This is a genomic window from Paraburkholderia sp. 35.1 (genome assembly GCF_050436525.1).
GTDB classification, from domain to species: Bacteria; Pseudomonadota; Gammaproteobacteria; order Burkholderiales; family Burkholderiaceae; genus Paraburkholderia; species Paraburkholderia tuberum.
On record NZ_JBNDMJ010000002.1, the window covers coordinates 1,865,189 to 1,879,267 of the forward strand.

The 14,079-nt window shown below is 65.2% G+C and carries 11 protein-coding genes; 2 read left to right on the forward strand and 9 right to left on the reverse strand.

The annotated features are described in order from the left end of the window. Positions 1-7: 7 nt before the first annotated feature. Genes OKW27_RS14585 through OKW27_RS14605 form a run of 5 tightly spaced genes read right to left on the reverse strand, consistent with a single transcriptional unit; the run spans position 8 to position 6,872 of the window. Entirely contained in the window at positions 8-1,933 is a 1,926-nt protein-coding gene (locus tag OKW27_RS14585; protein WP_429333900.1) for a (Fe-S)-binding protein, read from the reverse strand. A 2-nt stretch (positions 1,934-1,935) separates the two neighbouring features. After that, complete coding sequence (locus OKW27_RS14590) at positions 1,936-3,999, reverse strand: FAD-dependent oxidoreductase (RefSeq protein ID WP_429333901.1); 2,064 nt, start codon at positions 3,997-3,999, stop codon at positions 1,936-1,938. A gap of 25 nt (positions 4,000-4,024) precedes the next feature. Next, entirely contained in the window at positions 4,025-4,564 is a 540-nt protein-coding gene (locus OKW27_RS14595) for a DUF5943 domain-containing protein (protein ID WP_429333902.1), read from the reverse strand. A gap of 43 nt (positions 4,565-4,607) precedes the next feature. Next, positions 4,608-5,579 (reverse strand): dipeptidase, encoded by a 972-nt coding sequence (locus tag OKW27_RS14600; RefSeq protein ID WP_429333903.1) that lies wholly within the window; start codon positions 5,577-5,579, stop codon positions 4,608-4,610. An 18-nt stretch (positions 5,580-5,597) separates the two neighbouring features. After that, positions 5,598-6,872: a serine hydroxymethyltransferase gene (locus tag OKW27_RS14605; protein WP_429333904.1), complete on the reverse strand. Its 1,275-nt coding sequence runs from the start codon at positions 6,870-6,872 to the stop codon at positions 5,598-5,600. A gap of 418 nt (positions 6,873-7,290) precedes the next feature. On the opposite strand from OKW27_RS14605, the gene OKW27_RS14610 reads away from it, so the two are divergent. After that, positions 7,291-8,286, forward strand: a complete 996-nt coding sequence (locus tag OKW27_RS14610; RefSeq protein ID WP_429333905.1) for a GlxA family transcriptional regulator — start codon at positions 7,291-7,293, stop codon at positions 8,284-8,286. Positions 8,287-8,606: 320 nt separating this feature from the next. Next, positions 8,607-9,788: a class C beta-lactamase gene (gene ampC / locus OKW27_RS14615; RefSeq protein WP_429333906.1), complete on the forward strand. Its 1,182-nt coding sequence runs from the start codon at positions 8,607-8,609 to the stop codon at positions 9,786-9,788. A 12-nt stretch (positions 9,789-9,800) separates the two neighbouring features. On the opposite strand, the gene OKW27_RS14620 is transcribed toward ampC, so the two are convergent. From OKW27_RS14620 to OKW27_RS14635, 4 genes are read right to left on the reverse strand one after another with little or no spacing between them, the layout of a single operon-like run. Next, complete coding sequence (locus OKW27_RS14620; RefSeq protein WP_429333907.1) at positions 9,801-10,064, reverse strand: hypothetical protein; 264 nt, start codon at positions 10,062-10,064, stop codon at positions 9,801-9,803. Between the two features lie 31 nt (positions 10,065-10,095). Then, on the reverse strand, positions 10,096-10,752 hold the full coding sequence (locus OKW27_RS14625; protein ID WP_429333908.1) for a sarcosine oxidase subunit gamma: 657 nt from the start codon (positions 10,750-10,752) through the stop codon (positions 10,096-10,098). Beyond that, the gene (locus OKW27_RS14630; RefSeq protein ID WP_429333909.1) at positions 10,742-13,744 is read right to left on the reverse strand and encodes a sarcosine oxidase subunit alpha family protein; all 3,003 of its coding nucleotides are present in this window, start codon (positions 13,742-13,744) and stop codon (positions 10,742-10,744) included. The genes OKW27_RS14625 and OKW27_RS14630 overlap by 11 nt, the downstream gene beginning before the upstream one ends. Further along, positions 13,741-14,076 (reverse strand): sarcosine oxidase subunit delta, encoded by a 336-nt coding sequence (locus OKW27_RS14635; protein WP_018425086.1) that lies wholly within the window; start codon positions 14,074-14,076, stop codon positions 13,741-13,743. Before OKW27_RS14635 ends, OKW27_RS14630 begins: the two co-directional genes overlap by 4 nt. Positions 14,077-14,079 lie beyond the last annotated feature (3 nt).

Consider the following 14,079-nt stretch of genomic DNA (forward strand, 5'->3'; position numbering starts at 1 on the left):
CATCGCGTTACTCCAGCGCCGCGGCGACCAGTTCGGCCACGTCCAGCACTTCCGGTCGCGGCCCCACCACCCCTTCGAGCATCGCGGTGCAATTCGGGCAGCCGACCGCGACGATTTCTGCGCCGCTCGCGCGCGCGTCGTCGATACGGATGTCGGGAATCCGCCGTTTGCCGGGAATATCGATGAGCGGTGCGCCGCCGCCACCGCCGCAGCAGCGTCCACGCAGGCCGTGACGCTCCATCTCGACCACCTTGATACCGATGCTCTTCAGCACCCGGCGCGGCGCTTCCGTCTCGCCGTTGTAGCGGCCCAGATAGCACGGGTCGTGATACGTGATGTTGCGCTCCGCGACGGCGGCGGCCGCGCGCGGCGACAGCTTGCCGCTCGCGATCAGTTCGTCGATCAGCGCCGTGTGATGCTGGACCTGATAGAACCCGCCGAGCGCGCGATACTCGTTGCGCAGGCTATGCAGCACATGCGGATCGGCGGTAACGATGCGCGCGAACGAGTACTGCGCGAGCGTCCCGATCAGCGTACGGGCCAGTTGCTGAAACGTCGCTTCGTCGCCGAGCCGCCGCGCGGTGTCGCCGGTATCGGTCTCGACACCGCCCAGCACCGCGTAATCGACGCCCGCGCGGTTCAGCACCTTGACGAGCGCGCGCAGCGTGCGCTGATAGCGCATGTCGAACGCGCCTTCGCCGGCGATCAGCAGCACGTCCACGTGACGGCCCGGCTGCGCGAGCTGCACCTGCAGATCGACGGCCCAGTCGTAGCGCGCGCCGATGTCGTAGCCGTTGAGGCTGCCGGTTTCGCGCAGATTCGCGAGCGTCGCCGGCCCCTTGCCCGGCACGCTGCCTTCGACGAGCGTCTGATTGCGGCGCATGTCCACGATCGCGTCCACGTGCTCGATCAGCATCGGGCACTCCTGCACGCAGGCGCGGCAGGTCGTGCAGGACCACAGCGTGTCCGCTTCGATCAGCGTCGAGATCAGCGGCTTGGCGGGCGCGCCCGCGTGCTTGCCGACCGGAATGCCGGGCGTCGGGCTGCCTGCGTACTGCGCGTCGGTGCCGCCGACCATGCCGGTTACCAGATCCTGAATCAGCTTCTTCGGATTGAGAGGCTGACCGGCCGCGAACGCGGGGCACGCCGCTTCGCATTTGCCGCATTGCACGCAGGCGTCGAAGCTGAGCAACTGGTTCCAGCGGAATTCGACCGGCTTGCCGACGCCGTATTCCTTCGCGTCGAGCAGCGGGGTTTTAAGCGCGGTGGGCGGCACGGCATCGCCAGCGTGGCGCGCTGCGGTGGAATCGGCAAAGCGCTCCTGACGCGGATGAAACGCGAGATGCAGCAGTCCGGCCAACGCATGTTTCATCGGGCCGCCACGCGCCGCGCCGAACGTCATCGTGAACGCGCCCGCCGCGATCAGCAGCGCGACGATCACCGCGAGCGCACCGGACATCATCGTCGCCGGAAGCGCGATGAACAGCGCGAGACCGAGCGCGAACGCGCCCAGTAGCAACGGCAACTGATCCCACGGGCCGCGCGAGAGTCGCGCCGGCACCGTCTTCGCGCCATGCCGGCGGCACCACACGAACACCGTGCCGATCAGCATCGCCAGCGCGGCGAGAAAGATCAGTTTGTCCAGCCACGCCGAGTAGATCGCGAGACCGTAGTTGACGAACACGAGCGCCATCGCGAGGATCGCTCCGCCCGCCGTGGCAACGTGCGTGCGGGCGATATACGGATCGCGCGCGACCACATGATGCAGGTCGACGAAGTAACGCTTCGGGATCGCGAGCAAATTGGCCCAGCCATAGGCGCCCGCGACGGTCGCACGGCCCTCGCGCCAGTAGGCGGCGCGGCGCGCCAGCGCGAACGCGAGACCGGCCACCGACACCCACAGCAGGACGGTGATGACAAACACGGGGCTCATCGTCAGAAATCCTTGCAAAGGCGCAGCGCGTCGTAGATCGCGCCGTGAATGTTGTGCATCGAGATGCAGTCGCCGACCCGGAACAGCAGGAAGCGGCCGTCGCCGAGCTGCTCGTCGAGACACGGCTGCGGTTCGGACGCGAACAGTTTGTGCACGTCGACCTGGCCGCGATTGACCGATTCAGGCTTCAGCTGCCAGTAAAGCCGGTCGTTCGGCGTACTGCCGTTTTCGATCACCACCTGATCGACCGCGCGCTCCTCCTGCTCCTCGGTGTACTCGTTGCGGATCACGGCGATCTTCTTGCCGTCCTCCTCGTACACCCTGTCGAGCCAGTAATTGGGCGTATGGATCACGCCTTGCGCGTACAGACGGCGATAGAAGATCGGGAACGTGGTGCCGCCGACGTCGTCGGCGACCTTCACGTCGGGCGTGACGATCTCCACGTTGGCGCCGCGGCTCGCGATGAAATCGGCCACACCCGCCCCCGCATGCGTGCTGACGCCGTCGTACACGAGCACGTTCCTGCCCGGCTCGACTTTGCCGGCCAGCACGTCCCACGAACTGACCGCGAGCCCCGCGTCGACGCCCCACGCCGCGACCTGCGACGTGAACGCCGAACCGCCGGTGGCGAGCACGACGATGTCGGGCTTCTCGGCCATGATGGTCCGCTCGTCGGCGGCGACACCGAGGCGGCGGTCCACGCCGAGGCGCTTCGTCTCCATGTCGAACCAGCGCACGATGCCCGCCATCTGCTCGCGCTGCGGCGCTTTCGCCGCCAGCATGATCTGGCCGCCCACGTGATCGCTCTTTTCGAACAGCACCACGTCGTGACCGCGCGACTTCGCGACGCGCGCCGCTTCGAGCCCCGCCGGCCCCGCGCCGACCACCACGACCTTGCGCTTCGGCCCGCGCGACCTGGCGATCACGTGCGGCATCGTCGCTTCGCGCGAGGTCGCCGCGTTCTGCACGCACAGCACGTCGAGCCCGTTGTACTGACGGTCGATGCAGTAGTTCGCGCCGACGCACTGCTTGATTTCGTCCTCGCGGCCATCGCGGATCTTGATGACCATATGCGGATCGGCGATCTGGGCGCGCGTCATGCCGACCAGATCAACCATGCCGCCCGCGAGCAAGCGCTCGGCCTGGCCGGCGTCGCGAATGCTTTGCGCGTGCATCACCGGCACCTTGACGACCTGCTTGATGCCGGCCGCGAGGTGCACGAACGGCTCGGGCGGCAGCGCCATCGGCGGCATGCAGTTGGCGAGCGTATTGTGGGTGTCCGCGCCGGAACCGATCACGCCGAGATAGTCGATCAGACCGCTTTCGCTCATCGCCTGGGCAATCTCTTTCAGCTGCTCGTGATCAAGCCCGTCTTCATGGAATTCGTCGCCACACATGCGCAGGCCGACGCAGAAGTCGGCACCCACGGCCGCGCGCACCGCCTGCAACACTTCGACGCCGAAACGCAGGCGGTTTTCGAGCGAGCCGCCCCATTCGTCGGTACGGAAGTTGGTGCGCGGGCTCCAGAACTGATCGATCAGATGCTGGTGCGCCGCCGAGATCTCGATGCCGTCCATGCCCGCATCCTTCACGCGCTTCGCGGCCGCCGCGAAGTCGCCGATGATGCGGCGGATCTCTTCGACCTCGATGATCTTCGCGTTGCCGCGATGCACCGGCTCGCGCACTCCCGACGGCGACATCAGATGCGGCCAGTGCTCGCCGTGAAACGCCGAGCGGCGTCCCATGTGGGTGGCCTGAATCATGATTTTCGCGCCATGCGCATGCATCGCTTCGGCGAGCCGCGCGAGCGGATCGACGATCCGGTCGGTGGCGAGATTCACCGACTTCCACCAGCCTTGCGGGCTGTCGATCGACACCGGGCTCGAACCGCCGCACACGGCGAGTCCGACTCCGCCCTTCGCCTTTTCCTCGTAGTAGCGGATATAACGGTCGCCGGGCAGGCCACCCGGCTCCGCATAGACCTCCGCGTGCGCGGTACTGACGATGCGATTGCGCAGCGTCAGCTGGTTCAACGTGAGCGGCTTGAAAAGGTTCGGGTAACGCATCGCGATCGACCTCGGAATGCCCGGATTAGATTGACGCGAGCGGCGAGACTTCGAACACGCAGTGCTCGTGTCCCTCCGCCGCGCAGCGTGCTTCTTTCGACTGCGACGGCGGGCCCTTGCGCGCGCCGTCGGGCGCGGTATCGTTGACCCTGTCCATCGCGCCCGCGAACCAGCCGGCGAACATGTAGCAAAGCTTGCCGGTCTTGCCCGGTTGCGCGAGCACGAACGACGAGTGCCGCAATTCGATCCGCGCATGCGAGCTGGCCGGATCGGCTTCGATGATCCTGAAGATGCCCCAGCCGCGCTGCGACAGACGGTTCAGGTAATGCTCGAATACCGCCATGCCGGCAAGACCATGTTGCTTCGCTTCCTTCTCGCACCAGAAGTAGGCGGACTTGTGACCGGCCTTGTAGAGAATCCCGGCGTACGTATCGCGGCCGAGCGCTTCCTCGACGGCGACGTGGTTGTTGGTGAAGAAGTGGCGCGGCACGTACAGCATCGGCAGCGCGTCGGTGGTCCAGACGCCGGTGTCGGGATCGACGTCGATAGGCAGTTGCGGTTGCATGGGAAGGCTCCGTTTTTATCCGCTATAAAAGAAGGGGTAAAGCTCACACCGTCCAGACTTCGCCGAACACCCTTACCCAGTTTTCGCCCATGATCTTGCGGATGCGCGTCTCGCTCCAGCCGGCGCGTTCCATCGCGGCGGTCAGGTTCGGAAACTCGCCGATCGTGCGAATGCCTTCGGGATTCACGACCTTGCCGAAGTTCGTCAACTGGCGATAACGGCCCTTGTCGTGCGTGATCCAGTCGAAAAACTCGGTGCTGTAGCCCTGCGTGAAATCCGTGCCGATCCCCACCTGGTCCTCGCCGATCAGGTTCACCACGTACTCGATCGCCTCGATATAGTCCTCGACGGTCGCGTCCGGTCCGCGCTTCAGGAACGGCGGGAACATCGTCACGCCGACGAAGCCGCCCGCGTCCGCGATCTCCTTCAACTGCTCGTCGGTCTTGTTGCGCGGATGCTCCTTGAGCCCGGACGGGCAGCAATGCGAATAGCAGACCGGCTTCTTCGACGCCGCGATCGCCTCCGACGACGTCTTGCCGCCCACATGCGACAGATCGACCATGATGCCGACGCGGTTCATCTCCTGAATCACTTCGCGCCCGTAGCCGGACAGACCGCCGTCACGTTCGTAGCAGCCGGTGCCGACCAGGTTCTGCGTGTTGTAGCAAAGCTGCACCACGTTGACGCCGAGATCCTTGAACGCTTCGATATAGCCGAGGTTGTCCTCGAACGCATGCGCGTTCTGGAAGCCGAAGATGATGCCGGTCTTGTTCTCTTCCTTGGCGCGGAAGATGTCGTCGGTGGTGCGCACCAGCGTGAGGATTTCGCTGTATTGGCGGATTTGCTGCTTCATTTCGGCGATGTTGTCGACGGTCTTCTGAAAATTTTCCCAGACCGACACCGTGCAGTTCACTGCGGTCACGCCGCCCTTGCGCATGTCCTCGAACACCGAGCGCTCGAACTTCGAAATGTTCAGCCCGTCGATGATGATGCTGTTCTCGTGCAGTTGACTCATCGTTTGCTCCACGCGTACTCAGTAAATGGGAAAGCGCTCGCACAGCGCGAAAATCTCGCGGCGCACGCGTTGTTCGGTTGCGGCATTGCCTTCGGGCGACACGCGCAGCGCATCGAGCACCTCGACGATCAGACGCCCGACCTCGCGAAACTCGCTGACGCCGAAGCCGCGTGTCGTCCCCGCCGGTGTGCCGAGGCGGATGCCGGAGGTGATGGTCGGCTTCTCCGTATCGAACGGAATGCCGTTCTTGTTGCAGGTGATGCCCGCGCGCTCCAGCGCCTGTTCGACCTGATTGCCCTTGAGCCCCTTCGGCCGCAGATCGACCAGCAGCAGATGGTTGTCGGTGCCGCCCGTCACCAGATCGACGCCGCCCGATGTGAGCACCTCGCCCAATGCCCGCGCGTTCGCGAGCACGCTGTCGATATAGGTTTTGAAGTCCGGCTGCAGCGCCTCGCCGAATGCGACCGCCTTGCCGGCGATCACGTGCATCAGCGGGCCGCCCTGCAAGCCGGGGAACACGGCAGAGTTGATCTTCTTTGCGATCTCCTCGTCGTTGGTCAGCACGAATCCGCCGCGCGGACCGCGCAAGGTCTTGTGGGTGGTCGACGTGACCACGTGCGCATGCGGGACCGGATTGTCATGGCGGCCCGCCGCGATCACGCCGGCGATATGCGCCATGTCCACCATCAGCTTCGCACCGGCGCCATCGGCGATCGCGCGCAGCCGCACGAAGTCGAGCGCGCGCGGATAGGCGGAGAAGCCGGCGATCAGCAGCGTCGGCTTGTGCTGTTGCGCCAGTTCCTCGATCTGCTCGTAGTCGATCAGCATCGTGTCGCGCCGCACGCCGTACTGCACCGCGTTGAACCACTTGCCCGACATCGCGGGTTTCGCGCCGTGCGTCAGATGGCCGCCCGCGTCGAGCGACATGCCGAGCACCGTGTCGCCGGGCTTCGCGAGCGCGAGCATCACCGCGCCGTTGGCCTGCGCGCCGGAATGGGGCTGCACGTTGGCGAACTTCGCGTCGAACAGCTGCTTGATGCGATCGAGCGCCAGCGTCTCGATCGCGTCGACGTATTCGCAACCGCCGTAGTAACGCTTGCCCGGATACCCTTCCGCGTACTTGTTGGTCAGCACCGAGCCCTGCGCGTCGAGCACCGCGCGCGAGACGATGTTTTCCGACGCGATCAGCTCGACTTGCGACTGCTGACGCTCGAGCTCTTTCAGAATGGCGCCGCGCACGGCCGGGTCGCGCGCCGCTAGCGAGTCGTCGAAGAAGGGATTCGGGTTCGACATGGAAGGTCCGTGAGATCGTTGACGGGAAGGCCGCTACGGGTTGCCGGCGGAATCGCGCTACCGCTTTGCCTTGGGTCTATTCTTGACGGTCGCCCGGCGCGTCTATTTACGAATTCAGACGCGTTCTTTGCCTTTTCCGCCATGCGCAACCTGTTTCGACAAGTCGGCGCGATCCGCGCGCTCAGCGCTGCACTACAACGCAGTATTCCTGCGCCGATCGGGTGCGCTGCAAGGGCGTCGCCGCGCTGTTCCGGTGCCGCGCGGATGCTTTCATCAGTCGATTGCTTAGCTATTCCAGGCTTTGTGCGCAGTATCCAAGGGTTTAGCCTGATGGCACGGTAGTTGCCCTGATACTCAGAATTCAGATAGTCGCCCTCCCCACGGCGACGCGACATTTACATCAGGAATCACCGTTCCCATGTCCACCGATCGCACGGCATCGTTGTCGCATTTCGCATTCATGCCGGTCCCCAACTTCACGATGATCGCCTTCTCGAACGCGATCGAAGTGCTACGCATGGCGAACTATCTGACCGGCCAGACGCTTTACCGCTGGTCGATCGTGAGTCCCGCCGGCGGGCCGGTCATGGCGAGCAACGGGTTATCCGTCGATACGGGGTCGGTCGAATGCGTCGGGCAACCCGACATCGTGTTCGTGGTCGGCGGCATCGACGTGCAGCGCTCCACCACCGCCGAGCATCTGTCCGCGCTGCGCCGTTTCGCGCGCATGGGCTGCGTGCTGGGCAGTCTTTGCACGGGCACCTATGCGCTCGCGCGCGCCGGCCTGCTGGCCGGTTATGCGTGCGCGATCCATTGGGAAAACATGTCGGCGCTGAAGGAAGAGTTTCCCGATACGCGCTTTCTGAAAGAGCTATTCGTGATCGATCGCGATCGCGTGACCTGTACCGGCGGCGTCGCGCCGCTCGACATGATGCTGAACCTGATCGCGCCGCGTGTTGGCACCGCTCGGGTCACGCAGATCGCCGAGCAGTTCATCGTCGAACACGTGCGCGACACCAGCGCGCAGCAGAAGATGCCGCTCGTCGCGCGGCTCGGCTCGGCCAACAAATCGCTGTTCGAAGTGATCACGCTGATGGAGAACAACATCGAGGAGCCGCTGTCGCGCGAAGAACTGGCGCGGCTCGCCGGCATGTCGCAACGGCAGTTGCAACGGCTGTTCCGCGAACATCTGGGCATGACGCCGACGCACTACTATCTGACACTGCGCCTGCGGCGCGCGCGCGAGTTGCTGTTGCAGACCGACATGTCGATCATGCACATCACGATGGCCTGCGGTTTCCAGTCGGCCTGCCACTTCTCGAAGAGCTATCGCGATGCGTTCGGCACCGCGCCGACGCGCGAGCGTCGCAAGCAGGTGCCTTCGCTATCCGGTGCGCCAGTGATGGCGGCTTGATCAATGAACAGAAGCGCCGCGTGCCCGGCAGGTCACGCAGCGCTTTAGCGGCCAATCAAACTCAAGCCGCCTTCAACAACCCGGGCGGGTCGATCACAAACTTCTTCGGCGCGCCGCCGTCGACGTCTCCATGTTCGTGAGCGGCACGCCGCACACGCTGCGGGGCGCACCGTTTCACCAGCGTAGCGGCCTACAACTTTTTCTTTACCCCCGCGCAACATATCCTCGTTTGCCATCGGTTCGCAAAAGCCCGATAGTGCTGCCTCAGCCGAATCGCCGATCTGCCGATTCACACTCCCCCGACCGAGGACCCGTTTGCCATGAAGACCCGAGCGCTCAAACTGATAACAACCGCTACGTTCGCGCTGTTCACGCTCTGCGCGATCTCACCCGTCGGCCACGCGGCCGAGCCCACCGCCGCGCAACTCCAACCGACCATCGATGCCGCGATCAGGCCGCTGATGGCGAAGTACCATATCGCCGGCATGGCGATCGGCGTGATCGACGACGGCAAGCCCTACGTCTACAACTACGGCGTCGCATCGACGCAAACCGGCAAGCCGGTCACACGCGATACGCTGTTCGAACTCGGCTCGGTCAGCAAGACCTTCACGGCGACGCTCGCGTCGTATGCGCAGCTCGACGGCAAGCTGTCGTTGTCGGATGGCACGGAGCGCTATCTGCCGACGCTGCGCGGCCGCCCGTTCGGCAAAGTCAGCCTGCTGAACCTCGGCACGCACACGCCTGGCGGTCTGCCGCTCCAGGTGCCGGACGACATCCATAACGACGCGCAATTGCTGCGGTACTTCCACGACTGGGAGCCCGCTCATGCGCCCGGCACGTTCCGCACCTACTCGAATCCCGGCATCGGCACGCTCGGCCTGATCACCGCGAAGACCATGGGACAGGATTTCACCGTGCTGATGCAGCAACGCGTGTTTCCGGCGCTCGGCATGAAGAACAGCTACATCGACGTCCCCGCGGCGAAAATGCCGGACTATGCGCAGGGCTATGCGAAAGACGGTGCGCCCATCCGCCTGACGGGCGGCGTGATTTCCGCCGAAGCGTACGGGGTGAAGTCGACCGCCGCCGACATGCTGCGTTTCGTGCAGGCCAACATGAACCTGATTCCGCTCGACAGTCAGTGGCAGCGCGCGATCACGGACACGCATACCGGCTACTTCCAGGCCGGGGTGCTGACTCAGGATCTGATCTGGGAGCAGTACCCGTATCCGGTCGCGTTGCCGACCTTGCTGGAGGGCAATTCGCCGGAGATGGTCCTCAACGGCACGCCGTCGACCGCAATCAAACCGCCGCTGCCGCCGCAGCAGAACGTCTGGATCAACAAGACCGGATCGACCAACGGCTTCGGCGCGTATGTCGCGTTCGTGCCGCAAAAGCGCATCGGTATCGTGATGCTCGCCAACCGAAATTTCCCGAACGAAGCGCGCGTGAGCGCCGCGCATCAGATCCTCACGGCGCTGGATGGCGGCAAGCCCTGATACGGCGTGGACTTACGGGCGCAGCCGCGCACGCGCTGCGCCGGCGATCCGCGCGAGCGCATCCGCGCTCAGACGGGCCGCGATTTTCTCGACGTACGCATGATGCCGCGCTTCGAGCGGCGCACCGAGCTCCCGCGCGAGCAGATAGCGGATCAGCGCAATGCGCCGATGACGCAGCGCGATACTTTGATCGAGCAGCGCGAGCGCGGCGCCGGCATCGCGCTCATCGCGCGCGCGTGCCGTGAGAAGCGAGGTGGCCGCGCGTGCCGACGTCATGGCGACATCAGCAAAGCGAAGCGCGCGTCGCTCAGCACATCAACGGCTCGGCGGCGTCGAGCATGATCCTGACGAAGTAATCCGCGAAACTGCGACGCACGACGATGTCGAAACTGTCGGCGCCCGTGGGCAGCAACGTAATCGACGCCTTGAAATAGTGGCTCTGCGCGCACTGCCCCACCCCGAAAAGTTTGGGATGCAGATCGAGTGGACAGCCGCGCGCGAGCACGTCGCGCGTGCGCGTGCCGCTGATTTCGAGCACCGTATAGCCGCTGCCCACATCGACCGCCGATGCGAACACGCCCGCGAACGCCGCGCCGAGCTTCGCCTGCAACGGCGCCGTGCGCGTCGCATCGTGCGCGGTTTCCGAACGCACGAGCCATTCGTCCGGGCCGAGCCAGACCATGTCGTAGCCGTTGCCGCGCGCGACGGTGTTCGGCTTCTCCGGCGGCTTGCAGCCGATCACCTGTTCCACCGCGCGAATGAACGCCGAGTCGCGCGTATCGCCGCGCACGTTCACGAGTTCGAGAAATGGCCGCTCGCCGAGCCGGAACGCGGCAGTCGCGTTGGCCTGATGCTGTTTCAGCAGCCCATCCACACCGACCAGCGGCGACTCCTGCCACGCGGCGTTTTGCCGCCCGAGCGTGCGGTCCACGATGGACACCGTCCCGCCTGTTTCATTCCACATGTTGACGTGCTCCTTCGCTGTCGTAGAACACCGGACTCGCGATCTTCGCCGCGATCTGTTTGCCGCTCGCGAGCGGAATCGTGACGGTCGTGCCGATCTTGTCGAGACCGCCCTTGACGACCGCCATCGCGATCGAGCGTTGCAGAATCGGGCTGTAATAGCTCGACGTGACGTGCCCGAGCATCGGCGCGGTGTCGCCCTGGAACGGACCGGCGACGATCTGCGAGCCCTCGGGTATCACGAACGACGCATCCTCCGCGAGCAGCCCGACCAGTTGCTTGCGTCCCGCCTTCGCGGTGTCCGAGCGGGCGAGCGAGCGCTTGCCGAGAAAGTCCTTCGACTTCGCGACGAGCCCGCCCATGCCGAGGTCGTGCGGCGTCATCGAGCCGTCCGTATCCTGGCCGACGATGATGTAGCCCTTCTCCGCGCGCAGCACGTGCATCGTCTCGGTGCCGTACGGCGTGATGTCGAACTCGGCGCCCGCGGCCATCAACGCTTCCCACACCGCGCGTCCGACGTTGGCCGGCACGTTCACCTCATACGCGAGTTCGCCCGAGAAGCTGATGCGCATCACGCGCGCCGCCGCGCCCGCGACGGTGCCTTCACGATACGTCATGAACGGAAACGCCGCGTTCGCGAAGTCGATGTCGTCGCAGACCTTTTGCAGCACCTTGCGGCTCATCGGGCCGACTACCGCAAAAGTTGCCCAGTGATCGGTGACCGACGCGAGCCGCACGCGCAGGTCGGGCCATTCGGTTTGCAGCCAGCGTTCGAGCCACGTGAGCACACGCGCCGCGCCGCCGGTGGTGGTCGTCATCATGTAGTGCTGCTCGGCGAGGCGCACGGTCACGCCGTCGTCGAAGATCATGCCGTTTTCGTCGAGCATCAGGCCGTAGCGGCACTTGCCGACTTCGAGCCTGGTCCACGGATTCGTGTACACCCAGTTCAACAGTTTCGCGGAATCGGGGCCCTGAATATCGATCTTGCCTAGCGTCGACGCATCGAGGATGCCGACGCTCGTGCGCACCGCGAGCGCTTCGCGCGCAACCGCCGCGTGCAGATCCTCGCCCGTTTTCGGGTAATACCACGGACGCTTCCAGTTGCCGACGTCCTCGAACGCCGCGCCGTGTTCCACGTGCCATTCGTGCACCGCCGTCTTGCGCACCGGATCGAGCAATTCGCCCAATTCCCGGCCGGCGAAAGTGCCGAACGTGACCGGCGTGTAGTTCGGCCGGAACGTCGTCGTGCCGGTCTCGGGAATGGTCTTACCGAGCGCCTGGGCGAGAATCGCCATGCCGTTGATGTTGCCGAGCTTGCCCTGGTCGGTGCCGAAGCCCATCGCGGTGTAGCGCTTCACGTGTTCGACGGATTCGAAGCCTTCGCGCGCCGCGAGGAAGATATCGGCCGCCGCGACGTCGTTCTGGAAATCGACGAACTGCTTGGCCCCGCGCGTGGCCAACTCGCGTCCGCCGACGAGCCACAGCGGTTCCAGCTTCGTTTCGCTCAGTTCGGCGACCTGCACCGGCTTTGGCCGCGCGACGATGTGCCCGGCGGCGCGCGCCGCTTCGACGCCGGCGTCGAGCGCGAAGCGGATGCCCTGGCCGAGCGTGAAGTCGCCCGCGCAGGCGCCGACGCTGGTCTCTGGCTGGACCGCCTTGCCCGGCACGAAGCAGGCCTTGTCGTCATGCCAATGGGCCTTGCCGCCCGACTGCGCGAACAGATGCAGCACTGGGCTCCAGCCACCCGACATCGCGAGCAGATCGCACGGCAGTTGGCCCTGCTGAGCGGTGATCTGCCCTTTCGCATACGAGGCGAGCGACACCGACGCGACGCGCAGCTTGCCATGCGCCGCCGTGACGACCGTGCCGTTCAGCACCTTGATGCCATGGCGGCGCGCGAGCGCCGGCAGCGTGCCTTTCGATTCGCCCGCGCGCGGATCGATGACGCTCACCTGCGCGCCGGCCGCTTTCAGGTCGAGCGCGCATTGATAGCCGTCGTCGTTGTTCGTGAACACGATCGCATTGCGACCCGGCAGTACCGCATACCGATGCAGATAGCTCGACACCGCCGACGCGAGCATCACGCCAGGCAGATCGTTGTTGCCGAACACGATCGGCCGTTCATGCGCGCCGGTCGCGAGAATCACGCGTTTCGCGCGGATCTTCCACAGCAGTTCGCGCGTGCCCTTGCGCTGCGACACGGGCAGATGATCGGTCAGGCGCTGGGTGACCGTGACGAGATTGTGGTCCTGATAGCCGAACGCGGTGCTGCGGCTCAGGATCTTCACATCGGGCAACTGCCGCAATTCGTCCTCGATTTTCTGCACCCACCGCAGCGCGGGCTTGCCGTCGATCTCCGCGCCGCAGGACAGCAGCGAGCCGCCCAGCTCGGGCTGATCGTCGACGAGCGTCACGCGCGCGCCGGACAAGGCCGCCGCGTGCGCGGCCGCGAGCCCGGTCGGGCCGCCGCCGACGACCAGCACGTCGCAATGCGCGAAGCACTTGTCGTAGCGGTCCGCGTCGCGCTGTCGCGGCGCGGTGCCGAGGCCGGCCGCGTCGCGAATCGCTTCCTCGTACTTCGGCCAGAGTTTGCGCGGCCACATGAAGGTCTTGTAGTAGAAGCCCGCCGGAATGAAGCGCGCGATCTTCTGGTTGATCGCCATGCGGTCCTTCTCGATGCTCGGTTTCGCGTTCACGCTGCTCGCGACGAGCCCCTGGTACAACTCGACTTCGGTGGCGCGCGCGTTCGGCACCGTGTAGGCGCCGGTCTCCAGTTGCACGACCGCGTTCGGCTCCTCGACGCCCGCGGTCACGATGCCGCGCGGCCGATGATATTTCCAGCTGCGCGCGACGAAATGCATGCCGTTCGCGAGCAATGCGGACGCGAGCGTATCGCCTTGATAACCCTGATACTCGACGCCGTTGAACGTGAAGCTCAGCGCGATCGCGCGATTGATGCGCCCGCCGGTCGGGAGTCGGTCTTTCTGGCTCATGATGCTTTGCCCTCTTGTGCCTTTACCTGTGCGTTTGCTGCCTGTGTATCGGTACTGTCCAGCGCCAGCAACGGACGCTCGAACGTCTGATAGCCCTGGAACGCATAGCTGACGGTGTCGCGCTGCGCCTTGAACCAGCGGCGGCAGCCCTGCGTGTGGAACCATTGCTCGCGATGCACGCCGCGCGGGTTCTTGCGCATGAAAAGGTAGTCGCCCCATTCCTTGTCGGTGAGCTTGTCCGTGTCGAGCGGGCGGGCGATGTCCGCCTCGCCGCCGCACGAGAATTCGGTTTCGGCGCGAGGACCGCACCACGGGCATTCGATCAGCAGCATCTG